Source organism: Vibrio injensis (genome assembly GCF_001895205.1).
Classification (GTDB): Bacteria; Pseudomonadota; Gammaproteobacteria; order Enterobacterales; family Vibrionaceae; genus Vibrio; species Vibrio injensis.
On sequence record NZ_BDJF01000006.1, the window covers coordinates 68,224 to 93,670 of the forward strand.

General features: G+C 43.4%; 23 protein-coding genes. 7 read left to right on the forward strand and 16 right to left on the reverse strand.

Translation table 11 applies throughout. The annotated features are described in order from the left end of the window. Genes cyoE through BSR11_RS00490 form a run of 4 tightly spaced genes read left to right on the forward strand, consistent with a single transcriptional unit; the run spans position 1 to position 2,623 of the window. Entirely contained in the window at positions 1 to 918 is a 918-nt protein-coding gene (gene cyoE / locus BSR11_RS00475; RefSeq protein ID WP_072668563.1) for a heme o synthase, read from the forward strand. Then, on the forward strand, positions 915 to 1,541 hold the full coding sequence (locus BSR11_RS00480) for an SCO family protein (RefSeq protein ID WP_072668564.1): 627 nt from the start codon (positions 915 to 917) through the stop codon (positions 1,539 to 1,541). The genes cyoE and BSR11_RS00480 overlap by 4 nt, the downstream gene beginning before the upstream one ends. Before the next feature lie 2 nt (positions 1,542 to 1,543). Beyond that, on the forward strand, positions 1,544 to 2,077 hold the full coding sequence (locus BSR11_RS00485; protein ID WP_072668565.1) for a copper chaperone PCu(A)C: 534 nt from the start codon (positions 1,544 to 1,546) through the stop codon (positions 2,075 to 2,077). Between the two features lie 18 nt (positions 2,078 to 2,095). Then, on the forward strand, positions 2,096 to 2,623 hold the full coding sequence (locus BSR11_RS00490) for a hypothetical protein (RefSeq protein ID WP_240004025.1): 528 nt from the start codon (positions 2,096 to 2,098) through the stop codon (positions 2,621 to 2,623). 74 nt (positions 2,624 to 2,697) lie between these two features. Here BSR11_RS00490 and BSR11_RS00495 read toward each other — a convergent pair whose 3' ends face one another. After that, positions 2,698 to 5,514 (reverse strand): DNA translocase FtsK, encoded by a 2,817-nt coding sequence (locus BSR11_RS00495; protein WP_072668566.1) that lies wholly within the window; start codon positions 5,512 to 5,514, stop codon positions 2,698 to 2,700. Between the two features lie 187 nt (positions 5,515 to 5,701). Continuing rightward, a complete protein-coding gene (lrp, locus tag BSR11_RS00500; protein WP_072668567.1) occupies positions 5,702 to 6,196 on the reverse strand; it encodes a leucine-responsive transcriptional regulator Lrp in 495 nt (164 codons plus the stop codon). 155 nt (positions 6,197 to 6,351) lie between these two features. Between lrp and ald the strand changes: the two genes are divergently transcribed. Continuing rightward, a complete protein-coding gene (gene ald / locus BSR11_RS00505; protein WP_072668568.1) occupies positions 6,352 to 7,476 on the forward strand; it encodes an alanine dehydrogenase in 1,125 nt (374 codons plus the stop codon). Positions 7,477 to 7,515: 39 nt separating this feature from the next. Here the strand turns inward: ald and BSR11_RS00510 are convergent, their stop codons facing one another. Further along, complete coding sequence (locus BSR11_RS00510; RefSeq protein ID WP_072668569.1) at positions 7,516 to 8,772, reverse strand: methyltransferase; 1,257 nt, start codon at positions 8,770 to 8,772, stop codon at positions 7,516 to 7,518. Positions 8,773 to 9,009: 237 nt separating this feature from the next. Between BSR11_RS00510 and BSR11_RS00515 the strand changes: the two genes are divergently transcribed. Both BSR11_RS00515 and miaE read left to right on the forward strand, forming a co-directional pair. Further along, complete coding sequence (locus tag BSR11_RS00515) at positions 9,010 to 9,774, forward strand: DNA repair protein (protein WP_072668570.1); 765 nt, start codon at positions 9,010 to 9,012, stop codon at positions 9,772 to 9,774. A 217-nt stretch (positions 9,775 to 9,991) separates the two neighbouring features. Then, the gene (miaE, locus tag BSR11_RS00520) at positions 9,992 to 10,765 is read left to right on the forward strand and encodes a tRNA isopentenyl-2-thiomethyl-A-37 hydroxylase MiaE (protein ID WP_167363642.1); all 774 of its coding nucleotides are present in this window, start codon (positions 9,992 to 9,994) and stop codon (positions 10,763 to 10,765) included. A gap of 17 nt (positions 10,766 to 10,782) precedes the next feature. Here the strand turns inward: miaE and pyrF are convergent, their stop codons facing one another. The 13 genes from pyrF to tig form a co-directional block, all read right to left on the reverse strand. Next, positions 10,783 to 11,484, reverse strand: coding sequence for an orotidine-5'-phosphate decarboxylase (gene pyrF, locus BSR11_RS00525; protein WP_072668571.1), 702 nt, complete (start codon positions 11,482 to 11,484; stop codon positions 10,783 to 10,785). A gap of 101 nt (positions 11,485 to 11,585) precedes the next feature. Beyond that, positions 11,586 to 12,755: a lipopolysaccharide assembly protein LapB gene (lapB, locus tag BSR11_RS00530; RefSeq protein ID WP_072668572.1), complete on the reverse strand. Its 1,170-nt coding sequence runs from the start codon at positions 12,753 to 12,755 to the stop codon at positions 11,586 to 11,588. A 3-nt stretch (positions 12,756 to 12,758) separates the two neighbouring features. Continuing rightward, positions 12,759 to 13,043 carry a LapA family protein gene (locus BSR11_RS00535; RefSeq protein ID WP_072668573.1) on the reverse strand — a complete coding sequence of 95 codons (285 nt, stop codon included), beginning with the start codon at positions 13,041 to 13,043 and terminating at the stop codon, positions 12,759 to 12,761. A gap of 158 nt (positions 13,044 to 13,201) precedes the next feature. Beyond that, positions 13,202 to 13,486 (reverse strand): integration host factor subunit beta, encoded by a 285-nt coding sequence (gene ihfB, locus BSR11_RS00540; protein ID WP_004395638.1) that lies wholly within the window; start codon positions 13,484 to 13,486, stop codon positions 13,202 to 13,204. A gap of 131 nt (positions 13,487 to 13,617) precedes the next feature. Beyond that, a complete protein-coding gene (gene rpsA / locus BSR11_RS00545; protein ID WP_072668574.1) occupies positions 13,618 to 15,288 on the reverse strand; it encodes a 30S ribosomal protein S1 in 1,671 nt (556 codons plus the stop codon). A 104-nt stretch (positions 15,289 to 15,392) separates the two neighbouring features. Continuing rightward, a complete protein-coding gene (cmk, locus tag BSR11_RS00550; RefSeq protein ID WP_040904501.1) occupies positions 15,393 to 16,073 on the reverse strand; it encodes a (d)CMP kinase in 681 nt (226 codons plus the stop codon). Between the two features lie 157 nt (positions 16,074 to 16,230). Beyond that, on the reverse strand, positions 16,231 to 16,524 hold the full coding sequence (locus BSR11_RS00555; protein WP_072668575.1) for a ComEA family DNA-binding protein: 294 nt from the start codon (positions 16,522 to 16,524) through the stop codon (positions 16,231 to 16,233). Between the two features lie 237 nt (positions 16,525 to 16,761). Further along, a complete protein-coding gene (gene ppiD / locus BSR11_RS00560; protein ID WP_072668950.1) occupies positions 16,762 to 18,621 on the reverse strand; it encodes a peptidylprolyl isomerase in 1,860 nt (619 codons plus the stop codon). A gap of 153 nt (positions 18,622 to 18,774) precedes the next feature. Next, a complete protein-coding gene (gene hbs, locus BSR11_RS00565) occupies positions 18,775 to 19,047 on the reverse strand; it encodes a non-specific DNA-binding protein Hbs (RefSeq protein ID WP_004395643.1) in 273 nt (90 codons plus the stop codon). A 194-nt stretch (positions 19,048 to 19,241) separates the two neighbouring features. Then, entirely contained in the window at positions 19,242 to 21,593 is a 2,352-nt protein-coding gene (gene lon / locus BSR11_RS00570; protein ID WP_072668576.1) for an endopeptidase La, read from the reverse strand. A 120-nt stretch (positions 21,594 to 21,713) separates the two neighbouring features. Continuing rightward, positions 21,714 to 22,994, reverse strand: a complete 1,281-nt coding sequence (clpX, locus tag BSR11_RS00575; RefSeq protein WP_072668577.1) for an ATP-dependent protease ATP-binding subunit ClpX — start codon at positions 22,992 to 22,994, stop codon at positions 21,714 to 21,716. Positions 22,995 to 23,077: 83 nt separating this feature from the next. Then, positions 23,078 to 23,704: an ATP-dependent Clp endopeptidase proteolytic subunit ClpP gene (clpP, locus tag BSR11_RS00580; protein WP_072668578.1), complete on the reverse strand. Its 627-nt coding sequence runs from the start codon at positions 23,702 to 23,704 to the stop codon at positions 23,078 to 23,080. Between the two features lie 111 nt (positions 23,705 to 23,815). Then, complete coding sequence (tig, locus tag BSR11_RS00585) at positions 23,816 to 25,117, reverse strand: trigger factor (RefSeq protein ID WP_072668579.1); 1,302 nt, start codon at positions 25,115 to 25,117, stop codon at positions 23,816 to 23,818. Positions 25,118 to 25,447: the final 330 nt, after the last annotated feature.

Consider the following 25,447-nt stretch of genomic DNA (forward strand, 5'->3'; position numbering starts at 1 on the left):
ATGTTCAAGCACTATTTACAACTTACTAAACCAGGCATCATCCGCGGCAACCTTGTTGCCGCGGCGGGTGGTTTCTTTCTGGCCTCACAAGGCCAGATAGACTGGCAACTTTTTATTGCTGTTTGCCTTGGCACCAGTCTGGTCGTGGCTTCTGGCTGTGTCTTTAATAACTATATTGACATAGATATTGATGCAAAAATGCAGCGCACACGTAACCGTGAACTTGTACAAAAAATCGTGCCTGTTTCACACGCGCTGATGCAAGCTTGCTTACTGGGGCTGGCTGGTTTTGCAATTTTGTATTTTTTCACTTCAATACTTGCCTTTGCCTTTGGTCTCCTTGGCTTTGTCGTTTATGTCGGTTTTTACAGCCTTTATTATAAACGCCACTCTGTGCATGGTACTTTGATTGGTGGTTTATCTGGTGCTTGCCCTCCTGTTATTGGTTACTTTGCCGTCACTCATCAGCTCGATATTGGTGGCGCTATTTTATTTTTAACCTTCTGTATTTGGCAAATCCCCCATTCTTATGCGATTGCCATCTATCGATTTAATGATTACAAGGCAGCCAACATTCCCGTCCTTCCTATTCAAGAAGGTATTGCTAAAGCACGTTATCATATCATTGGCTATATTATTGCCTTTGCTGTGGCATGCTGGGCATTAACGTACCACGGTTATGCTGGAAGCTGGTTCGCTTTAGGTATGGGATTAATTAGCCTTTATTGGTTATATATCGCTAAGGTTGGCTTTCAAAAAATGCCAACTGAGCAATGGGGTAAACAATTAATGTTGTTGTCTATTGCTTGCATCATGCTGTTCTGCTTATTAATTTCAGTAGATTTTACCCATGTAACAGCGCATAACGATATCCAAGCCGCCCTGCCAACATTCAGTTTAGAAGGCCTATTTTCATGAGTTCAAAAGCGATTAAATATACCTTGATGACTGGGGCGATTTTTATCGCCATTGTTATTGGTTTGTATATTAACTATTCAACGGTTCCGATTGGAGAGCGCCCGGTACAACCTAATCAAATTGGCGGCAACTTTAGTCTTCATACCGCATTAGGTGATATTAATTTAGAGGATTATCAAGGAAAAGTCGTGGTACTTTACTTCGGTTATCTGAGCTGTGCCGAGGTATGCCCTGCATCAATGGGCGTCATGTCAGCGGCTTTTCGCATGCTGCCTGATGAGGTCGGTGATAATGTACAAGGGCTATTCATCAGCGTCGATCCCTCGCGTGATGATCTAACATCGTTGCACCAATTCGCACAGCATTTTGATCCTAGAATCAAAGGGGCAACAGGCAGTGCAGAAGACATTAATAAAATTACTAACCAATACGGTGTCTACTATGACATGGTTAATATGCAAAATTCAGCATTAAGTTACACCGTTGATCATGTCTCTCGATTTTTTGTGATTGCGCCTACAGGACAGTTTGTTACGTCGATGAGCTACAGCACAACACCGACAGAACTGGCTGCTCGTATCGAACGCACACTACAACGCTACCAAGAAACTAAACAAGGTTAATTATGAATCGTATTGTCCAACTTCTTATTGGAGTTCTATTGCTACTCGTATTAGCAACCATTGTTCGACATTTTACTGCTGACAGTGATTCTTCTGAGCATCACCATGCTCATCATCCTCTAAAAGATGAGCAACTGATCACTATCGGTGAAGGCTTATTGATCGCAGAGCCTAAAGCCAAAGCCACAATTCCTGGAACCAAAGTCAGTGCAGGCTATCTATCGCTGGTTAACCATTCTGATTCTGATATGGTTTTCGTTGCGGCACGTAGTGATGCGGCTGCACACACTGAGTTACATCATATGGTGATGGAAAACAGTCGTATGTCAATGCGCCAAGTTGACAGCATTACGGTACCAGCACATGGCCAGTTTGATCTGACTCCAGGTGGATACCATATTATGTTTATGGATATTGTCGCCCCCTTCGTTGCTGGACAAACCATTACTGTCGAATTGATTGATGAGGCACAACGTGCTTATCCTATAGAGCTACTAGTGGTGGATATGAGCAGTAATCACTCTCACGCCCACTAACCATCTCGGGAGAAAACAGTGCTTACCACTGCAAAAAAACTATCTGTTATTGCTCTAGCCAGTGCCATCTCTTACAGCGTAATGGCTGAGTCACCCACAAGACCGAGCACCTCAATGGATATTATTGCTGGGCAGCAAACACTGCCTTGCGAGAGCATGCTCACTGAGTTTGCGGCAGAAGTACTAAAACTCAATCCCCACCGGATGTTAGAGCAGATAACCCCTATCAGCGGTGATCAGTTATTTCATGCTTTTACCGTCACTGATTACCGAGATAGAGCAAGTCATATCACTTTTCATGCGGTAGAAAATGCAGCAGGACAATGTCAAGCAACCGCGATCGAAAGTTACTTGTTACAAACCAATTGTGCAGATGCAAGACACGAAGCGTTCAGTAAATGGACATTTCAAGGTAAATTGAATCAAGAAACAATGGTCCTCACTAGCGATCGTATTGTAGGTAAACAAGCTTTTCTGACTGATCAGAGCCCCGCCGTTTGCTTGGTGACGACCCGCTATCAAGTGATAAAACCAGCCAGTCACTAACCTTCTGTTTCTGCTTATAAAAAGGCCCTGTATGATTACAGGGCCTTTTTCTGTTCATGCATGTGATGGGTAGGCTAATCGCGACTGGGTGAAGGAGCCAACACCTCACGGTTACCATTATGACCTGGCGCACTGACAATACCTTGAGCCTCAAGCTGTTCAACAATCCTTGCCGCCCGATTATAGCCAATTTTAAATCGACGCTGGACTCCTGAGACCGAACCACGACGAGTTTCTACTACGTGTTCGACAACTTGATCGAATAGCGGATCCATGTCCTCATCATCGTCCATTTTCTCCCCCGGTAGCAGCGACTCTGGACCTTGATCTCCCGCGATAATATCACTGATATAGTTAGGCTTACCGCGAGCTTTCCAGTTGTTGACCACCGCATGCACATCATCATCTGACGCAAAAGCACCATGGACACGAATCGTATGACTTGAACCAGGGGGAAGATAGAGCATATCTCCCATTCCAAGTAACGATTCTGCACCACTTTGATCAAGAATAGTTCGAGAATCCGTTTTAGTTGATACGGTAAACGCTACTCGGGTTGGAATATTCGCTTTAATTAATCCGGTGATCACGTCCACTGAGGGGCGTTGAGTAGCAAGAATAAGGTGTATACCTGCCGCTCGCGCTTTTTGTGCTAAGCGAGCGATCAGCTCTTCTACTTTTTTACCAACCACCATCATTAAGTCTGCAAACTCATCCACGACAACAACAATATAAGGCAGTTTTTCTAAACGTGGGGGAGCGGTATCTATACTATCCCCTTCTCTCCAAAGTGGATCGTGGATCGGATGCCCAGCTTCCGCCGCCATTTTCAGTTTATCGTTAAATCCCTTAATGTTACGCACACCAAGTACCGACATTAATTTATAACGACGCTCCATCTCACCAACACACCAACGCAATGCATTAGAGGCATCTTTCATATCGGTCACGACCTCAGACAATAAATGCGGGATGCCTTCATATACCGATAACTCAAGCATTTTAGGGTCAATCATGATGAATCGGACATCTTCTGGGGTCGATTTGTAAAGCATACTGAGGATCATCACGTTCACCCCAACTGATTTACCGGAACCCGTGGTTCCTGCCACCAACACGTGTGGCATTTTGGCAAGATCCACGACAACAGCTTCACCAGCAATATCTTGTCCAAGAACCATGGTGGTCGGCGATTTCGCCTCTTTAAATTGTGTACTACTGACAACATCGGACAAAAACACCGTTTGCCGACTCATATTCGGCAGCTCTAGACCAACATAAGGTTTACCAGGGATCACCTCTACCACTCGTACAGCCATTGCAGATAAGGAACGAGCTAAATCCATCGATAAACTCGATATTCGGCTTACTTTAACTCCGGGGGCTAAATCTAATTCAAAGCGCGTGATAACTGGTCCAGGAAAAATCCCCACAACTTGAGCTTGGATTTTATAATCAGCCAATTTTGATTCGACTAGGCGAGCGATCTCTTCTAGTGCTTCTCGATCTATAAAGTTTTCACGCTTTTCAGGGTGGTACAGTAACTCCAAGGTTGGCATGGGTTCCGTGGGCTTTGGCAAATTGACGCTTTGCTGCATCAAAAATGGATTTTGAGTCGCCGCCATATTAGCTTGAGCATCAGACACCATCGCTTGAAATGCCTGTACATCATCATCAAAGGGTGATGGCTCATCATCCTCAGCACTTATTTCTATCGCCTGATCCAATGTATCGCTCGGCCCCGACGATGGGGTATGACTTAATGAGGGAGACTGCATCTCTTCTTCAACAATATCTAAACGAGAGATTGCAGGTTGAATAGCAGGCTCATCCCATTCTGTTTCCTCTAACGTTTGAGGATTAAAGATAGGCTCATCATCGGTCAACGCTTCACTCTGCACAGGTTCTATCTGTTCGGCTGGCTGATCATGATGATGTTGTTGATGGGGGAGATGGAAATCCGATGCTTCGGCAAAGTCATCGTATTGACGAGCCTGCTGCTCTAATTCTTCTATCGTGGCATCCAGCGAGACTTTTCGCTCAGGTTTCTCTGTGTTTTGGTTATCCGGAATGTGGATATTGAAACGTCGTGGGGTTTTCTCTTCTGCTATCGACTGGTGTTCAACCGTCTTATTAGTCGTATCAACCACACTCTCGGAAAGCGGATTGCCCGATGACGTACTTTCCAGCGTCATATCAGGTGATATCGGCTCAAGACGCTGGGGCTGAATTAACTCATCTTTGTCGCCACGGATACGGTTCATCAGCCATTGACAACCACGAATGCAATTACTACCAAGCCACTCGACGATCGTTAACCAAGAGATCCCTGTTAATAACGTTAGTCCTGCTCCCCATAAGAAGAGTAGCACTAAGGTGGTACCGAGTAAGTTTAAGGTAGGGAGGGCCAAACTGGTTAGGACGTCACCAATGACACCACCGGAAGAAAAATACCAAATATCATCAAAATTGATATCAGCTAAGCCACAACTGGTCAGGATCAAAATAACCAAACCGAGTAAACGGGTCCCCCACAGCATCAAATCGATACTTTCTTGCTCACCACGGCGACGTAATGTTACCCATGCCATGGCGGTAAAAATAATCGGTAATAGATAAGCTAGCGATCCAAAGACAAAAAAGAGTGTATCCGCGACCCAAGCGCCAACCATTCCTCCTGCATTTTGAATATCAGAGCCCCAAGCGGTTTGTGACCAAGAAGGATCCGCTGGATGAAAGGTCAGTAAAGCCACCGCAAGTAACACGGAACAGAGAACCGCTAAAATAAGCCCACACTCCTTTAAACGCTGCTTACCATTTAAACGAGAAGGCGGTAACTGCTCGGTGGTTTTGATGATCGTTTCGACTTTATTGTTACTGTGTTTGAACATATACCAACTTGACTATGATGATAATGGCCAATATGAACAATACTATAACTCATATTGGAGAGGAGAAAACAGTCTGAGCGGCCATCGCCGCTCAGACTGTTAGTAGATTTAACCATATCAAGGTAAAAAACCCAATGCATCAACGTCAGAATGTGGTAAGAAGTCTCTTCTTCACACCCTTATAGGTTTAGCGCGTTTTTATTACCAGTTGGTTAGTTTGTTTCACTTCTTCCATGACCACGTAGGTGCGCGTATCGTTAACGCCAGGCAATCGTAACAGAGTATCACCCAGAAGCTTACGATAAGCTCCCATATCGGATACTCGTGTTTTCAACAAATAATCGAAGTCCCCTGAAACGAGATGGCACTCTTGTATATCATCGAGTTTTTGCACTGCGACATTAAATTGCTCAAATACATCTGGCGCGCCACGATTAAGAGTTATCTCAACAAACACGAGCAATGAAGCATCAAGATACTGGGGGTTTAACAGGGCTGTATACCCTGTAATGTACCCTTGACGTTCAAGCCGTCTCACCCGCTCCAAACAGGGGGTCGGTGAAAGACCAACCCGTTTGGATAATTCTACATTCGAAATACGACCATCTTTTTGCAACTCATTTAAGATATTGCGATCAATACGGTCAAGATCCTTGGAGGGCCTTTTATAGTTCTCTGCCATTTTTTATTCCACCTTATTACTTCCTTGCAAAAAAATATATTACAACTTCTTCATATTCAGCATCAAACTTTATATACACACAACTATACTAGTCATAAACTCGACACAAAATTCCAACAAAAAACCAACATGAATGAGTCATGTAAGGAGTTAGAATGATTATTGGTGTACCTAAAGAGATCAAAAACCACGAATATCGCGTGGGCATGACTCCTGCCAGTGTAAGAGAGCTCACCTCACATGGCCACCAAGTGATTGTCGAAACCGAAGCAGGATCCGGTATCGGCTTTTCAGACGATGATTATATCGCTGCAGGGGCATCCATTGTTCCTAATGCAGCAAACGTATACTCGCAAGCCGAAATGATCGTTAAGGTCAAAGAACCTCAAGCCACAGAACGCGCTATGCTTAAAGAAGGGCAAATTTTATTTGCCTATTTACACCTTGCCCCAGATTTTCCACAAACTGAAGCACTTATCAAGAGTAATGCTATCTGTATTGCCTATGAAACTGTAACAGATAGTATGGGTCGATTACCACTATTAGCACCAATGTCAGAGGTCGCTGGCAGAATGTCAATCCAAGCCGGGGCTCGTATGTTAGAAAAGTCCCACGCAGGAATGGGAATGCTCCTAGGTGGTGTGCCCGGTGTCGCGCCAGCCAATGTATTGATATTGGGTGGTGGGGTTGTTGGCGCTAGCGCAGCAAGAATCGCCATAGGTTTACGGGCTAATGTCACCCTCCTTGACCGTAACCTAGACACTTTGCGCAAATTAGATGAAGAGTTCCAAGGGCGAGCAACTTTACTCTACTCCACTGCAGAAGTTATTGAACAGCAAATTATTCATGCCGACCTAGTGATTGGTGCTGTTTTGATCCCTGGAGCCAGCGCACCAAAACTGGTCAATGAACAGCACATCAAACGCATGAAACCCGGAGCGGTGGTCGTTGATGTCGCCATCGATCAAGGGGGATGCTTTGCTACTTCTCATCCAACTACCCACGATCAACCCAGTTATGTTCTACATGACGTCGTTCACTACTGTGTCGCGAATATGCCAGGAGCCGTGGCGCGAACCTCTACTTTTGCACTTAATAATGCCACCCTTCCCTACATTGTCAAACTCGCTAATCTTGGTTATCAACGAGCGCTGATCGAGGACGCAGGATTACGAGCTGGACTGAATATCATTAAAGGACAAGTAACTTGTAAAAAAGTCGCAGACAACTTTCACTTACCTTATATCCAAGCCATAGAGGCACTAAACCCTGCAGATTGAGCTTCAAGTTTCCTAAACTAACTAACACAACGGTAGTGTCTACTTGATACTACCACTTTCATCAACCACAGATACCTGCTTGGCATGAATGAGTAAATTTCTTGGCGTCACCTCTCGCGAACAAAATTCACTGACTGACACTTGATAGCCTTGCTCTTCTAAGAACAAAGCCTTATCGCAAACGAGCCACATTTCTAATAAGCGTTTAAAGCCTTGTTGAACAAGGCTCAATTTTTCCATACACCAATAACGCACTAGCCCTTGCTGTTCATAGTTGTCAAAATTAATCTTATCTAACGCTAACAAAAAGCCTTTTTGTTCTGCAGCCCAGAGACAAAACGCTTTAAAACCTTCAGAGAGCTGTGATTTTTTAATGCTCGGTGTCGGTTGATAGTCCATTAAACCTAATTCCGCTTTAAGTAACTCATCCCAGCCTAAACGGTAGCTCATCTCCTGTTGACGATGACGTTTCACTCGTTCACCTCCAGTAACCGTCTCTTGAACTGGGATACGTAACTCTTGACGGGTGAGATGTAAACTAGACTGTTTCCCTAAACTCGATAGTGGCTGGTAGTGCTCCGCTTCGATAAGGTGATAACAGCAAGGCGCAACACTCATTGCACGCACCGAAGCTTGCGCAGCGTATTGCATTAGCCGTACATGTAAATCGCCACAAGCGTGTAAAGCAACTGCATGTTGACAAGGTTTAAACAACTTTTGGCTACTCGGTTTAAAAGCATCGCCTTGCACAAACATCATCGCTAATTGGCGTTGATCCGCTTCAGCTTGTCCTTGCAGACATAAAGCCTCTTGATATTCAAAACTGAGCACTGGACTATCAGAATACGTTGCTAAAAAACGCCCCAGATAACCTTTACCCGCACACCACTCTAACCATGATTCACCTTGATGCTGGCGGATCAACTTCTGGCCTAACCGCTTAATTTGCTCAATTTTTCGCCCAGGCACTCCGCTATAAAGTGCATGACTCTCCTGAGTATTCTCTTTCACAGATAATGATAAACACACAGGTTGCAGTGTAATATGATCGTGAACCGAAGTTATCATCTCAGCTAACCCTTGGATATATTGCGACAAATGATAAAACAAATCGTCCGGTTGCTGTTTAAGTTGCACAATTTGCTCTGGCGATAAAGAATTTAGCCAGTCATCTAGATCAGAGTTGATATGCTGCCAATGCTCGACGTCATCGGCACTGCAGTGAAAAGGCTCAAAACGCCAAAATGACTCCGTTTGAATAAGAAAAGTGTTTAGCTGAGTAAAAAGAGTCTGCATTACGCCCCCGAATAAAGCGCTATTTTAGGGTCAAGTCGATTAGTAAGAAAGAAGACCGTTGGCCAAAAAAGCGTACTATACTGCCAATATATCGCCTATTCTCATCTAAAATGACGGCTCGGTTACACTTTTTTATGCATAACACATAAATAATTAAGATTGTCTATTTGTTGGTGATGTCGATACAGGTAGGATAGTGTATCCTTTATTATCGGGCTCTAAAAAGATACGGATTTTATGAATATAGGTTTACTTATCGCTCTCGGAGTCGTGCTTCTTGTTTTGATCTTAGGCTACAACATTATGTTGCAGTATCGATTGAAAATAGAAACGGCCAAGAAACAAGAATCTGCACGTTATCTGACGATTATTGATGCTACCGAAGATTTGATCGGTAACGCTCATCATATGCCATTTAGCAAAGATCTGCTGGTTTGTTTAAATAACCGCATTCTTGATGCTCTACAGAATATGCTTGATTTGGATCCCAAGAATAAACAATTGGCACAGCGTGTCGAAAATATGCAAGCACAAATTAAACACCTAAAAGAAAATCATCCTGGTGGAGAAAGTACCCCATTCAAGGTTCCAAGTAGTGATAAGCAAGCCATCGTTATGCTCAAACTGGTCAAACGGCTTAGAGATACCATACGCAGCGAACACAACAAAGGACGTTTTGATACGCAAGCTTTTGTGGCAGAAAATGCTCGGCTGGAAACCATTCAAATTCGAATTAACATTGAGAACGTGATTAAACGTGCCAATGATTCTATTGTTCGTGGGCAACCAGGCACCGCACTACAGCTCCTGCGCAAAGGAATTGATGTGCTAAATACCAAAAACGACAGCTATTCCACTCAAGCAAGAGAAAAGCTACAAACCATGCATGATGATATTGAACAACGCCGCCAAACTAAGAGCGCTGCTGATATCCAACAAATGGAAGAAAAAGAGCGCAATAGCGATATGGAAGCATTATTTGGTGAAAAGAAAAAGTGGTAACTACCTTCACTCGATACTTTTTCTACTTCAATTCTCGCCGCTGCTCAAATGCCACATAAAAAGCAGCCTCATTAAAAGCCTTTTACCCCGAAAAGGTAGTCAGATAGAGCATTATCATCGTTCCCCATGAATATCGACCAATGATATGATTGGGGTTCCACGTCAAGTTCATCTTATCACCACTAACCCGACTGATCATTTAGGCCGATACTTTTTAATGACTATGATACAGACAGCCATTCAACCATTACTCGCTCCCATTGAGCAATTCCTACTCTGCCCAACACCCGATTCATGGATAGATCAAGCCAAAAAACCTGAAAATTTAAACGTTATTTTACGAGATCATTTATTGTGTGAGCTAAAGGCTGCGCAAAGCGCCATCTTTTTACTCAAACGCTATGTGCTCACTGACGAGGCAGCTCAACAACTGACCGCCTTAATTCAACCTTATGAACGCTTTGCTTATCAATGCCAAGGCGATGTACTCGCCTTGAAAGGAACCGGCCAGTTATCAAAATCTATTCGTGCGAGAAACGACTGTGCCTATGGCGAAGAAATGATTGATAAAATGGTTTTATTGATCAAAGAAGAGTTGCATCATTTTTATCAAGTAGCTGAAATTATTGAACGACAAGATTTAGAATATCATCCAATCAATGCAAGTCGTTATGCCAAAGGCATGCTTAAACACGTTAAAACGTTCGAACCAGATGCCTTGATTGATAAATTGATCATCGGTGCGTTTATCGAGGCTCGCTCTTGCGAACGCTTTGCTAAGTTAGCTCCTCATTTACCTGAAGATATTGGGCGATTCTATCTCTCTTTATTACGATCTGAAGCTCGACACTATCAAGATTACCTAGCATTAGCGGAACAAATTGCAGCGAATGATATCCGTCAACGTATCAACGACTTTGCAACGATTGAAGCTGAGCTTATACAGAGCCCAGATAATGATTTTAAATTTCATAGCGGTGCGCCTATTTAGTAGGCGCACTCTCAATACTAAACAGGCATTAAGGAGGCATTAATCTCAGCGAGAACTTGATCAGGATTATTAGCTTGTGTGATAGGTCGTCCAATCACTAAATAGTCCGAGCCCGCTTCTAGCGCTTCAACAGGCGTCATAATCCGTTTTTGGTCACCAACATCAGCTCCAACCGGACGAATCCCCGGTGTAACCAACTTAAACGATGAGCCTAAATGCTGTTTTAATGCAGAGGCTTCTTGAGCAGAGCAGACCACCCCATCTAAGCCCGCATTTTTAGTTAAGGTCGCTAAACGTAGCACATGCTGCTCTGGCGCAAGGTTAATCCCTATCCCTGCCAGATCGACCTGCTCCATACTGGTTAGTACCGTCACCGCTATCAGTAACGGACGCTCGTTACCATAAGGTTCGAGTATTTCACGAGCGGCCAACATCATTCGCTCACCGCCACTAGCATGGACATTTACCATCCATACGCCGAGCTCTGCCGCTGCGCGAACCGCTTTCGCACAAGTATTCGGAATATCATGGAACTTTAAATCAAGAAAGACAGAGAAATCACGGCGATGCAATTCACGTATGAACTCTGGGCCAAAGAGGGTAAACATTTCCTTGCCTACTTTCAATCGACAACTCGATGGGTCAATTTTATCAACAAAGGCAAGCGCCTCTGAATGGGTATCATAATCCAAGGCAACAATGACTTTTTGGTCGTTCATTTTTACTCCTAATAGTGACCTATCGTTTTTACACTTAACCTTTATTCCATTTGATGCAGACCGCTACACCACCCATTTATCGCTAAACACCAATAAGAGAACTACTCACCATCCAAACCACGAATTGGCTTAATTGTTCCCCATCCCTTACATGATGGACAATGCCAATACAGCGAGTGAGTGGAAAATCCACAATGGCGACAACGATAGTGCGGTTTCGCTTTTAGCTGTTCTCCAACCAATTTTTGTAAGGTAGAAAGACTGGCTTTCGCTCTGCCTTCTTCCGCTTCAGCAATGTGATAACCAATTAAGCGATAAAAACCTTTCATGGTTGGATTTTTGACTAATTGACGAGTTAACAGCTCTTGAGCGCTGGCCACACCATCATGTTGAGCAACCAACTGCGCAAGCATTAATTCTGCAGAAACTCCAGCATTGTTATCAATACATTGGCGCAAAAACTCAACCAGAGCATCTTCTTGACCAAGGTGATGATAACATTCAGCCAAGGTTGGTAATACTTCACCAATGAAGTCAATATCTTGGTTTAGCACACGCTCTAAGTGACTGATCGTCTGCTGATATTGCTGATTAGCGAGACACAGCTTACCCAGTGCAATACTGGCGCGGACACATTTAGGATCTTCATGTAATGCACGTTTAAAAAACTGCATCGCTTTATTATCTTGGCCGTCTGATTGCTCTAGCATTGCCAACTCACACCAAAAATGAGCGATGCTATTTTTCATCCGCTTGCGCCCCAACTTCACTAACGCTTGTGCAGACTCAATCGCTTTATGCCATTCGCGTGTTTGTTGGTAAATCGCCGTTAATTGTTGCAAAGCAGATTCCCGGTGCTCAGGTTCATCAATCAATTGTTCAAATATTTTTTCTGCTCGATCGAGAAAGCCTGCCACCATATAGTCTTTGGCAAGTTGTTGTAGTGCTAGATTTTTTTGATCAATCGTTAAGCCTGATCGAGAAATAAGATTCTGGTGGATACGAATGGCGCGATCAACTTCACCACGGGAGCGAAACAGATTACCTAACGCGAGATGAGTATCAATCGTTTCATTATCAACTTGAAGTAATTCAATAAAATGGTCAACGGCTTTATCAGATTGATCAGAAAGTAATAAGTTCAACCCCGTAACGTATTGACGGGAGATTTGGTGAGAGTGCTTCTGCTTGTCTTGCTGAGCGCTACGATTACCCATATACCATCCGTAAGCGGCAGCAATGGGCAAGAGCAAGAAGAGAAGTTCTAACATTAATTATTCCAGATTAGCTTTTGGCTTGATTGGTGTTTGTGGCACAACTTGCTTGGCTATTTTACGATTAAGCTTACGTATCTCAAGCTTAGCTTTAAGGTATAAACTACCAAATAGAACCCAAGCCACTAAAAAACCTGTCACAAATACGCCACCCAATAAGGTTGATAAGTGAAACTCACCTTGGGCAAGCAGATAGTTAAACGTCACGATCGCTTGATTTTGAGCACCTAACGCTAACGCGATAAGAAATAAGGCCAATAACACGATAATTTTTATTATTTTCATAATACCTATCCTATTTAGGTTCATATTCACCAATTCGCTTGCTGATTATGCAGTAAATTCGTCTGACAAACCATGCTCAATCTAATAATCCAGCGACTTTTGAGACACAAAAAAGCGGCATACTGAAAAAGCATGCCGCTGATGTACTGGTCGTATTACTAAATGTTCTGATTAACCCGCTCACGTAATTCTTTACCCGGCTTAAAGTGAGGTACATATTTTCCCTCTAACTCTACCTTTTCGCCAGTCTTCGGATTACGCCCAATGCGAGGCTCACGATAGTGTAAAGAGAAACTACCGAAACCACGAATTTCGATTCTCTCTCCGTCTTCTAACGTTTTTGACATGTGTTCAAGAACATCTTTTACGGCATCTTCAATTTCTTTGGCTGACAGATGCGTTTGTACTGCACACAGCCTTTCTATCAATTCAGACTTAGTCATAGTTTCCCTCATTGAGTTTTTACCTTGATTATAGTCAGTAATAGCAGTTCCAACAAACACTTGCTTAATTTTGTAGAGAAAAGGCAAAAAAAAGGAACCTATACAGGTTCCTTTCTATTTACGAATTTAACTTATTCGCCTTTAGCAGCTTTGAAAGCGTCAGCCATTGCATTACCAAAAGCAGCTTCGTCTTGCTTGTTGATAGTTGCCATTGCTTCTTGCTCATCAGCTTCATCTTTCGCTTTGATAGATAGGTTGATTACGCGGTTTTTACGGTCAACACCAGTAAATTTCGCTTCAACTTTATCACCAACGCTTAGAAGAAGAGAGGCATCTTCAATGCGGTCACGAGCAATTTCAGAAGCGCGGATATAACCTTCTACGCCATCTTCAAGAGTGATCGTTGCGCCTTTAGCATCAACGGCTGTTACTGTACCGTTAACTAGAGTGCCTTTCTTGTTGTCTGCAACGTAAGCATTGAATGGGTCATTTTCCATTTGCTTAACGCCTAGAGAGATGCGCTCACGCTCTGCATCTACAGCTAGAACAACTGCTGAGATCTCATCGCCTTTCTTGTAATCACGTACCGCTTCTTCTCCAGGAACGTTCCAAGAGATGTCAGATAGGTGAACAAGACCGTCGATACCACCGTCAAGACCGATAAAGATACCGAAATCAGTGATAGACTTGATCTTACCAGTTACTTTGTCGCCTTTAGCTTGCGCTTCAGCGAATGACTGCCAAGGGTTAGCTTTACACTGTTTTAGACCTAGAGAGATACGACGACGCTCTTCATCGATATCAAGAACCATCACATCTACTTCGTCGCCAACATTAACAACTTTAGATGGGTGGATGTTCTTGTTAGTCCAATCCATTTCTGAAACGTGTACTAGACCTTCAACGCCTTCTTCGATTTCTACGAAGCAGCCGTAATCTGTTAGGTTAGTAACACGACCAGTTAGTCGGTGACCTTCTGGGTAACGCTTAGCGATAGCTACCCATGGATCTTCGCCTAGCTGTTTTAGACCTAGTGATACACGAGTGCGGTCACGGTCAAACTTAAGAACTTTAACTAGGATTTCGTCACCAACGTTAACGATCTCTGATGGGTGCTTAACACGTTTCCACGCCATATCTGTGATATGTAGTAGACCATCAACACCGCCAAGATCAACGAATGCACCGTAATCAGTAAGGTTCTTAACGATACCTTTAACTTCAGTACCTTCTTGTAGAGTTTCAAGAAGTTCGTCACGCTCAACACTGCTTTCTGATTCGATAACAGCACGACGAGAAACAACAACGTTGTTACGCTTCTGGTCTAGCTTGATAACTTTGAACTCTAGCTCTTTGTTTTCTAGGTGAGCAGTATCACGGATAGGACGTACGTCAACTAGAGAGCCTGGAAGGAATGCACGAATACCGTTCAATTCAACAGTGAAGCCACCTTTAACTTTACCATTGATGATACCGATAACCGTTTCAGCTTCTTCGTAAGCTTTCTCAAGAACGATCCAAGCTTCGTGACGCTTAGCTTTCTCACGAGAAAGTTGAGTTTCACCGAAACCGTCTTCAACAGCGTCAAGTGCTACGTCAACTTCTGAACCAACTTCTACTTCTAGTTCGCCCGTAGCGTTTTTGAACTGTTCTGCTGGAATAGCAGACTCAGACTTAAGGCCAGCATCAACAAGTACATAGCCATTTTCAATCGCAACTACAGTACCTTTAACGATAGTACCTTGTTGAAATTGGGTTTCGTTTAGAAACTCTTCAAAGAGTTGAGCAAAAGATTCAGTCATGTATTTAATCTTCAATAATTAAACGTCCACGGGTATCCTACCGCATGGGGTTGTTAAAATCGCCAGTCATCATCCTTGCGACCAACGTTCTTAGCTAACGTGGTTTATTCCGCTAACTTCGATTCGATGTATTGTAATGCTTGAGCCACAACCTCGTCGATAGACAAAGTCGTTGAATCTAATAATAGCGAACCTTCCGCTGGACGCAGTGGCGCCACTGAACGATTCCGATCTCTATCGTCACGTTCTTGAATTTCGCTTAAAAGGGCGTCAAATTTAACATCAAGGCCCTTCAGTTGCAACTGCTTATAGCGTCTACGCGCACGCTCTTCTGCACTTGCATCAAGAAAAATTTTCACCGCAGCTTCAGGAAAGACCACCGTTCCCATATCTCGCCCATCAGCCACTAAGCCTTTACCTTGCTCGAACGCACGCTGTCTACGCAATAATGCCTCACGGACACGAGGCAAAGCGGCAATTTTTGAGGCGGCCATACCCGTTTCTTCTTTACGTAAGGCCTTAGAAACGTCTTCACCTTCTAAAATTACTTTAACCAAGTCGCCTTCAGCAATGAACTCAACATCAAGGTGTGTGGCTAGAGGAACTAGTGCCTCTTCAGAATCAGGATCAACGCCATGATGAATTGCGGCTAAGGCGAGCACACGATAGATTGCCCCCGAATCCAGCAGTTGAAAACCGAGCTTTTTCGCCAACAACATACACAGAGTGCCTTTACCAGCACCACTGGGTCCATCCACGGTTATTACCGTTGTTTGCAAGGACATGCTTTACTCCATTCGTTTGGTTCACGACTCATCGCGTGATTGGTCAACGCTGAATTATATACTGAACTGGCAATAAGATGCGAGTTTCAGACTAGGAGTTCCCCTCATAAAAAACTCAGGACTTAGCCTGAGTTTTATCCTCTAAAGGTTATTCACTTCATAACAAAATACGTTTATCGTTTCTTGTCACAATTGCTGGCCCAATCCCCTTTACTTTGGTTAGGTCTTCTTTTGTTAAAAACTGACCATTTATTTCACGATATTCAACAATCGCCTGAGCTTTTTGCAAACCAATGCCTTGTAACAACGTCGCGATCTCTTCTGCAGAGGCGGTATTAACATTCACTGTGATCTCAAAGCCCTGATTGATGCTAACTGTTTCTTTGCTCATTGCTTGGCTAACGGGCAGACTTAAGCCCAACAACAGAGCAAGGAAATAATTCTTAACCATTGTTTCCTTCCTTATTTAAGTATTTATCACATCTCTATACCACCAGATAGCACAGGGTTCACCAGGCAAATAAACCTAGTTTTAGTGAACAACAACCTTGTGCTCTCTTATAGTACAGGGGTTAGACAAGACGATAATAAAGGATCAGTGGTATCGACTATTTGAGGGAAATAGGAAAATAAAATGGGCTGCAAATGCAGCCCAAAATGATAAACATGTTATTTACATAACAAGGAATTATTGCTCTAAACCATAATATTGGATTTTCGTATTTTGACGTAATACACCCAAAATACCTTCAACATTTTGTTGTAACCCAATGCGAGATAACTGAGCGCCAATTTGCTGATTTAACTGTGGGTCAACCTCTGTCGTTACAGCGGCCAGAGCGATAACAACAACATTGCCTTGTGCATCTTTGCCATGTGCATAAACATGGTGCTCACCTTCTGGCTTCGGCATAGAAAAGACGATTTCAGCCAATGGAGAACTTCTATCCATACGCTGAACCTCACTAAAGGCTAATTGATGAGCGTCTAATAAACTATTATCGCCAGCGTTTAAAGCAGTCACTAAATCATTCGCCAACTGCAGTGCTTGCTGTTCCGCTTTTAAACGCGATAACGTGGCAACGATTTGCTCACGTACCTCAGCTAATGGCAAAATAATTTCTGGTCGGGTTTGCTCAACACGGACAACCACAACATGTTCAGGGGCAATTTCAATCGCATCCGAGTTCAGTTGATCTTCTTTCACTTCTGGCTGGCGCAGCGCTTGTATAACCGCAGGAGCACTCAATACATCAGGTAATTCTGCAACCGAAGTAAAATCCGTGTGTTGAATAACTACGCCAATGGCCTTAGCGGCTTCATCTAGCGAGTCTGGTGACTCAAAAGCGATACGTTCTAGCTCAGTTTGTAGTTGATAAAACTGATCAACCGCTTGCTGATCTTGTAGCTCCGCTTTTATCTCAGCAGCAACTTGCTCATAAGGCTTAATCACCGGAGCCTTGAGTTCATCAAGTTTAATAATATGGTAGCCGAAATCCGATTTTACCAGTCCGCTAATTTCACCGACTTGTTGAAGAGCAAAAGCGGCACTTTCAAAAGCAGCGTCCATCGTATCACGTTCAATCCAACCTAGCTCACCACCTTCTTGTGAGCTACCAATGTCTTGTGATTTCTCTTTCGCCAATTGAGCAAAGTCCGCCCCATTGTGCAATTGTTCTAAAATCGCTTGAGCTGCTTGTTCATCATCCCCTTGGATCATGATATGGCTCACTTTACGCTGTTCTTTAGAAGCATATTTATCTTGATGTGCAGCATAGAATGCTTTGCTCTGCTCATCAGTGATAGTGATAGCTTCTTTCAACTGCTGAGCTGACAACTCGATATAAGAAAGTCTCATCTGTTCCGGACGAGTATATCGATCATCATTTTGTTGATAATATTGCTCAATCTCTTGATCCGTTAGCTGAACCTCTTTTGCGAAATCGGCAGTCGGTAGCGTGATGGTCCGTACCTCCCTCGTTTGAGCCACTAAAGCACTCAGCGCTTCGACTTCACCAGGCAAAGTAAACTCGCTGGTCTGTAAAGCCGCAACCAATTGATCACGAACCAAACTACGACGCATATATTCCGCAAATGCATCAGGGGTAAACCCTGCGCGACGCAGAGCCGATTGATAAATATTTTGATCAAATTGACCAGCCGACTGAAACTCTGGCATGGCAATAATGGCTTGACGAACTTGATTATCACTCACACGTAAACCGAGCGACTGTGCATGCTGTTCAATTAAAATATCATTGATCATGCTATCAAGCACTGAACGTCGTAGTGAAGCGACATAAGTAGGGTCTGCTAGTAATGTAGAAAAGTAATCGCCGAGTTGTGACTGCATGCGATTACGTTCATTTTGATACGCCTGTTCAAATTCGCCACGACTGATCTCTGTCTTGCCGACTTTAGCTGCTGCATTATTGCCACCGCCAACGATATAGTTACCCACGCCTGCAAAGATAAACGATAGGATGATGAGTCCTAGGATAATTTTCACCGCGATGCTGTTCACGCCTTCGCGTAATCGTTCCATCATAGTTGTACTGCTCTCCAGGTTTGAAGCTAGACGCTTCAGCCAAAAATTGAATAGCGCGATAATATCAGAAAAAGAAATGCGCATCAGTAGGATGCGCATAATTTCAAAAGGTTCGAATTATTTTTGCGTTAAAACGGCAAAAAACACCTTGTATTAGTTACAAGCGTCTTTTAAAGCTTTGCCAGCCTTAAACGCGGGTACTTTAGCTTCAGCAATTTGGATCTCTTCACCCGTTTTAGGGTTACGACCAGTACGAGCAGCGCGTGAGCGGACAGAGAAAGTACCGAAACCCACTAATGCTACTTGATCACCAGATTGAAGTGTATCAGTCACTGCTTCAATAAATGCATCCAATGCGCGACCTGCAGATGCTTTTGAGATATCCGCATTTTCTGCGATTTTTTCTACTAGTTGTGTCTTATTCACTGTAATTCCCCTTTGGTCACCAAGTTATTGTTTTGTTCGGTGCCGATTTCGTTCCATTAAGATTAAAAACAGGCTTAATGCCTTATTACAACAGGGCTTAAGCCATAGTTGGTAACGTTAGCTCCCAAAAAAAACGCTGACAAGCCTTTTTCGACCTATCAGCGTAATCTTTTAGTTATTTTTGCTACACATCACTATTTTACAACAGCAAAACTAACCCCGGCAGGGTCGTTCTCTAGAGCAAGCTGTAATACTTCATCGATCCACTGGACAGGGATCACTTGCAGATCCGCGATGACATTATCTGGGATCTCTTCCAAATCACGTTCATTGTCTTTTGGAATTAACACCATTTTTATGCCGCCACGATGCGCGGCTAACAACTTCTCTTTTAAGCCGCCGATAGGAAGAACTTCACCACGCAAAGTGATTTCTCCTGTCATTGCAACTTCAGCTTTAACAGGGTTACCTGTTAAACTAGATACCAGTGCGGTACACATTGCAATACCCGCACTTGGCCCATCCTTCGGAGTGGCGCCTTCAGGAACATGGACATGGATATCTTTTTTCTCGTAGAAATCGCTATTGATGCCTAATTTATCGGCTCGAGAACGAACAACGGTCATGGCGGCCTGAATCGATTCTTGCATTACATCGCCAAGCGAGCCTGTTTGAGTTAACTTACCCTTACCAGGCATCGATTGAGTCTCAATCGTCAGTAAGTCACCACCAACTTCTGTCCACGCTAATCCTGTCACCTGACCAATACGGTTGCTATCATCGGCTTTACCGTAATCAAACCGCTGTACCCCTAAAAACTCTTTTAAGTTTTCTTGGTTAACCGTAACGGTTTTCACCGAGGCATTAAGCAAGATCTTTTTCACCGCTTTACGACAAATTGTCGAAATTTCGCGTTCAAGTCCACGTACACCAGCTTCACGTGTGTAATAACGTATGATGCCGATGATGGCTGAATCCTCGATGATGATCTCGCTGGGTTTTAATCCATTACGCTCAATTTGCTTATTCACCAAATGGCGCTTAGCAATATTGAGTTTTTCATCTTCGGTATAGCCAGACAAACGAATCACTTCCATACGATCCAACAAGGGGCCAGGAATGTTCATCGAGTTTGATGTCGCCACAAACATTACGTCAGATAAGTCGTAATCCACTTCCAAATAATGATCATTAAACGAATTGTTCTGCTCTGGATCTAAGACTTCTAATAGCGCAGAAGCGGGATCGCCGCGCATATCTGAAGACATTTTATCAATCTCATCCAACAGGAAGAGTGGGTTTTTCACCCCAACCTTAGCCATTTTCTGGATTAATTTACCCGGCAGTGAACCAATGTAAGTACGACGGTGACCACGAATCTCCGCTTCATCACGTACTCCACCTAATGCCATACGCACATACTGGCGTCCCGTTGCAGATGCAATAGAACGACCTAATGACGTTTTACCAACCCCTGGAGGTCCAACCAAACATAGGATAGGACCTTTGAGTTTATTGATCCGAGTTTGCACCGCAAGATACTCTAAGATGCGCTCTTTAACCCGTTTTAAGCCGTAATGATCAGCATTAAGAATCTCTTCCGCTTTGGCGAGATCTTTTTTAACCTTAGAACGTTTAGTCCAAGGCACGCTGACCATCCAATCGATATAACTACGCACCACTGTGGCTTCTGCAGACATCGGTGACATCATTTTGAGTTTGTGTAGCTCTTGCTGGGTTTTATCGCGAGCTTCTTTAGGCATTTTTGAATCATCGATTTTCTTTTGCAGAGTTTCGAATTCATCAGGTGTGTCATCCATCTCACCGAGCTCTTTTTGAATGGCTTTCATTTGCTCATTCAAGTAGTACTCACGCTGAGATTTCTCCATCTGCTTTTTCACTCGAGTGCGAATACGCTTCTCAACCTGTAACAGATCGATCTCTGACTCCATTTGCCCCATTAAAAACTCTAAACGCTCAGAGATGTCTAAAATTTCTAATACTTTTTGCTTATCCACCAATTTTAAAGGCATGTGGGCCGCGATGGTATCAGCTAAGCGAGCCGCTTCATCAATCCCATTCAACGAAGTAAGTACTTCAGGTGGGATTTTCTTATTCAGTTTGATAAAACCTTCAAATTGATTGATCGCACTGCGAACAATCACTTCTTGTTCTTTTTCATCCAACTCTGATGTCAGCAGATACTCAGCCTCTGCTGAGAAGAAATCACCCTCATGAAATTGATTGATTTTTGCGCGCTGCTGACCTTCAACTAACACCTTGACCGTACCGTCTGGCAGTTTTAATAGTTGAAGAATGGTCGCTACCGTTCCCACTGTAAATAGATCGGAAACTTTAGGCTCATCGGTTTCAGCTTGTTTTTGAGCAACCAAGAGCACTTGTTTGTTGTTATCCATCGCTGCTTCTAAACATTGGATGGATTTTTCACGGCCAACAAACAGAGGAATGACCATATGTGGGTATACCACCACATCGCGCAGAGGTAGTACTGGGATCTCGATACGCTCGGAACGTTCCAAGTTCATATTATTCTCTCTTCCGCTTTTATGTATATCGGAGTATATGGGGCCTAACTAACTGGATTCAATGACGGAATTAAAAAAAGGAGGTATGACTACCTCCTTTTAAAAATGGTTGAACACTTTTTACTCAGCGCCTGCAGCCTGACTCTCATTTCCAGAGTAAATAAGTAGCGGCTCTGACTCACCATTAATCACTGACTCATCAATGACGACTTTTTCAACATCTGACATTGAAGGAAGTTCATACATGGTTTCTAACAGTACATTTTCAAGAATTGAACGTAAACCACGTGCACCCGTTTTACGTTTCATCGCTTTAGCCGCGATAGCCCGTAAAGCATCTTCACGAAATTCAAGTTCTGTTTTCTCCAGCTCAAAAAGAGCTGCGTACTGTTTAGTCAATGCGTTTTTAGGTTCACATAAGATTTGAATTAAGGCTTTCTCATCCAGCTCAGTCAGGGTGGCTGTCACTGGTAAACGGCCAATAAACTCTGGAATCAAACCGTATTTAACCAAATCTTCTGGCTCAACTTGGGTGAATAATTCACTCAATGATTTACTGCTGTCTTTTGAGCGGACTTCAGCACCAAAACCAATTCCAGTTCCTTTGGCCACACGTTGCTCAATGACTTTATCTAAACCAGAGAAAGCACCACCACAAATGAAGAGGATTTTTGAGGTATCAACCTGTAAAAACTCTTGTTGAGGATGCTTACGTCCACCTTGTGGCGGCACAGAAGCAACCGTACCTTCGACCAGTTTCAGCAGTGCTTGTTGAACGCCTTCACCAGAAACATCTCGAGTGATCGACGGATTTTCTGCTTTGCGTGAAATCTTATCGATTTCATCGATATACACGATCCCGCGCTCGGCTTTTGCCACGTCGTAATCGCATTTCTGTAGCAATTTTTGAATGATGTTTTCAACATCTTCGCCCACATAGCCTGCTTCAGTCAGGGTGGTAGCGTCGGCCATGGTAAATGGCACATCCAAAAAGCGAGCTAACGTTTCTGCCAACAGTGTTTTACCACTACCGGTTGGACCAATCAGTAGAATATTACTTTTACCGAGTTCCACACCGTCACTGGTTGTATCACCATTACGTAAACGCTTATAGTGGTTATATACCGCAACAGCGAGCACTTTTTTCGCGTGTTCTTGGCCAATCACATAGTCATCAAGATGTTCACGAATTTCACGCGGTGTTGGTAACGCCAACGACTCTTTCTTCGGTAATACATCTTTGATCTCTTCACGAATAATATCGTTACAAAGATCGACACATTCATCACAAATGTAGACTGAAGGACCTGCGATTAGCTTGCGAACTTCGTGCTGGCTTTTGCCACAGAAAGAGCAGTACAGTAGCTTACTGCTACTACCCTCTTTGCTTTTATCTGTCATTCGCTAACCTCTTAGCCTTTACTCTTGATAATTTGAGTGTATAACAATTTACCTCAAATTGCGTTAATCAATTATTACGATTGTTATTCACCGCGATGGGTCAGTATCGCGTCAACAAGACCGTAATCGACCGCTTGCTGAGCTGACATAAAGTTATCACGATCAGTATCACGTTCGATGACTTCTAATGGCTGTCCAGTATGCTCTGCAAGCAGTGTATTTAATTTGTTTTTGATGCTCAGAATTTCTTGTGCATGAATCTGAATATCCGATGCTTGTCCTTGGAATCCACCGAGTGGTTGGTGAATCATGACTCGTGAGTTAGGCAGAACGTAACGTTTACCTGGTGCTCCTCCTGCCAATAAAAACGCGCCCATAGAACAAGCTTGTCCAACGCACAGAGTGCTTACGTTTGGTTTAATAAACTGCATCGTGTCATAAATTGACATGCCTGCGGTTACGCTACCACCGGGTGAGTTGATGTACAGAAAAATATCTTTATCTGGGTTTTCAGATTCTAAGAAAAGCAGTTGAGCCACGACAAGATTTGCCATGTGATCTTCCACTTGACCCGTTAGAAAAATCACCCGGTCTTTCAATAAGCGAGAATAGATGTCGTATGAGCGCTCACCACGAGAAGTTTGTTCCACCACCATGGGTACTAGCGCGTCAATAATTGGCGACATTGCATTTTTTTCTTGGTAGCTCATAGTCTTTTTATATCCCTAAAATAAATGGCCCGAATGATGGGCATCACACGGACCATTGTTAGCAGAAGAGTCAAGGTTTCGTCAACCCTTCTTGCTGATCACCGACTAAAATTAAGCCGCTTCTGGGTTCATTAGCTCATTAAAGCTAACGGTTTTTTCAGTCACTTGTGCTTTAGCAATGATGGCATCGATCGCTTGCTCTTCTAGAGCAACATTGCGCATATTGTTCATCATTTGCTCATTTTGTTGATAGTAAGCAATCACTTCACTTGGGTCTTCATAAGCGGTTGCCATCTCTTCGATGATCGCTTTTACTTTCTCTTCATCCGCTTTCAGCTCTTGAGTACGGATCACTTCACCAAGTAGTAGACCAACAACAACACGGCGTTTCGCTTGTTCTTCAAATAGCTCACGTGGAAGTTGGTTAGCCGCTTCAGTGTTACCGCCAAAACGTTGTGCAGCTTGTTGACGTAGCACGTTGATCTCTTGATCAACCAAAGCAGAAGGAACCAGTAGTTCATTCTCTTTCACTAAACCTTCAATCGCTTGCTCTTTTACACGGTTTTTAATCGCTTGCTTTAGCTCACGTTCCATGTTTTTACGTACTTCAGCTTTAAGACCTTCAAGGCCGCCATCTGCAACGCCAAATTTAGCAACGAATTCATCGTTTAATTCTGGTAGCTCGCGCGCTTCAACTTTATTTACTTTGATAGCAAACTTGGCCGCTTTACCCTTTAGATTCTCCGCATGGTAATCTTCTGGGAAAGTCACGTCGATTTCAAATTCCATACCCTTAGTTTTGCCAGCAATACCGTCTTCAAAACCAGGGATCATACGGCCTGCGCCCATTTCTAGTGGGAAGTTTTCAGCTTTGCCACCTTCAAACTCTTCACCGTCAATCGAACCGATGAAATCGATAGAAACACGCTTACCTTCTTCAGCCGCTTCATCAACTTCTACCCAGCTCGCTTGCTGCTTACGAAGCGTTTCTAGCATTTCAGCGACATCAGCATCGGTCACTTCTGCGGCTGGTTTTTCTACTGTAATATTTTCTAGGCCTTTCAACTCAACTTCTGGATAAACTTCAAAAGTTGCAGTGAACACCAAATCTTGGCCTTCTTCCATTGAAACAGGAGCAAACGTTGGTGCGCCCGCTGGGTTGATTTTTTCTTTTACGATAGCTTCAATAAAGTGACGGTGCATCACTTCACCAAGCATATCTTGACGTACTGCTTTGCCGTACATCTTAGCAACCATCTTCATTGGCACTTTGCCTTTACGGAAACCATCGAAACGACGGTTTTTCGCGATGTTGCGTAGTTCCGCTGTCACCGCATCTTCGATGTTTGCAGCTGGAACAGTAATATTGAGACGGCGCTCTAGGCCTTCTAGCGTTTCAACAGTAACTTGCATTATTTATAAACCTCAAAACTGGCTCAGTATTACTGAGCATCATGAGCCAATACATTGACTGGCTGCATCCTTGTGTGGTGCTCGATTGAACACTTAGCGATAAAACATTGAGCATCGGCGTATCCAGTTAACTCACCTTCACGCCGGACTAATGAGTGATATCTTTGCCGATTTGCGCCGAATAAAGGTATCTCTGATTAGTCTCAGGACCAAAATTTAGACGCGACATTCTACCGACCCAAGCTTTTGCTGTCGAGTTAAACCCCAAGCCGGAATCTGTCAATCTAATAAAAACTCGCCTAAGTGCTAAAAAATTCATCACATCGTTTC

Coding starts and splice junctions, on each gene's coding strand:
- BSR11_RS00495 (WP_072668566.1), bottom strand. CDS start 5,514: ATGTTCAAACACAGTAACAATAAAGTCGAAACGATCATCAAAACCACC.
- ppiD (WP_072668950.1), bottom strand. CDS start 18,621: ATGATGGAACGATTACGCGAAGGCGTGAACAGCATCGCGGTGAAAATT.
- BSR11_RS00555 (WP_072668575.1), bottom strand. CDS start 16,524: ATGGTTAAGAATTATTTCCTTGCTCTGTTGTTGGGCTTAAGTCTGCCC.
- cmk (WP_040904501.1), bottom strand. CDS start 16,073: ATGTCCTTGCAAACAACGGTAATAACCGTGGATGGACCCAGTGGTGCT.
- BSR11_RS00535 (WP_072668573.1), bottom strand. CDS start 13,043: ATGAAAATAATAAAAATTATCGTGTTATTGGCCTTATTTCTTATCGCG.
- lrp (WP_072668567.1), bottom strand. CDS start 6,196: ATGGCAGAGAACTATAAAAGGCCCTCCAAGGATCTTGACCGTATTGAT.
- ald (WP_072668568.1), top strand. CDS start 6,352: ATGATTATTGGTGTACCTAAAGAGATCAAAAACCACGAATATCGCGTG.
- BSR11_RS00515 (WP_072668570.1), top strand. CDS start 9,010: ATGAATATAGGTTTACTTATCGCTCTCGGAGTCGTGCTTCTTGTTTTG.
- BSR11_RS00480 (WP_072668564.1), top strand. CDS start 915: ATGAGTTCAAAAGCGATTAAATATACCTTGATGACTGGGGCGATTTTT.
- BSR11_RS00485 (WP_072668565.1), top strand. CDS start 1,544: ATGAATCGTATTGTCCAACTTCTTATTGGAGTTCTATTGCTACTCGTA.
- lapB (WP_072668572.1), bottom strand. CDS start 12,755: ATGTTAGAACTTCTCTTCTTGCTCTTGCCCATTGCTGCCGCTTACGGA.
- lon (WP_072668576.1), bottom strand. CDS start 21,593: ATGAACTTGGAACGTTCCGAGCGTATCGAGATCCCAGTACTACCTCTG.
- rpsA (WP_072668574.1), bottom strand. CDS start 15,288: ATGACTGAATCTTTTGCTCAACTCTTTGAAGAGTTTCTAAACGAAACC.
- cyoE (WP_072668563.1), top strand. CDS start 1: ATGTTCAAGCACTATTTACAACTTACTAAACCAGGCATCATCCGCGGC.
- clpX (WP_072668577.1), bottom strand. CDS start 22,994: ATGACAGATAAAAGCAAAGAGGGTAGTAGCAGTAAGCTACTGTACTGC.
- pyrF (WP_072668571.1), bottom strand. CDS start 11,484: ATGAACGACCAAAAAGTCATTGTTGCCTTGGATTATGATACCCATTCA.
- clpP (WP_072668578.1), bottom strand. CDS start 23,704: ATGAGCTACCAAGAAAAAAATGCAATGTCGCCAATTATTGACGCGCTA.
- ihfB (WP_004395638.1), bottom strand. CDS start 13,486: ATGACTAAGTCTGAATTGATAGAAAGGCTGTGTGCAGTACAAACGCAT.
- miaE (WP_167363642.1), top strand. CDS start 9,992: ATGACTATGATACAGACAGCCATTCAACCATTACTCGCTCCCATTGAG.
- BSR11_RS00510 (WP_072668569.1), bottom strand. CDS start 8,772: ATGCAGACTCTTTTTACTCAGCTAAACACTTTTCTTATTCAAACGGAG.
- tig (WP_072668579.1), bottom strand. CDS start 25,117: ATGCAAGTTACTGTTGAAACGCTAGAAGGCCTAGAGCGCCGTCTCAAT.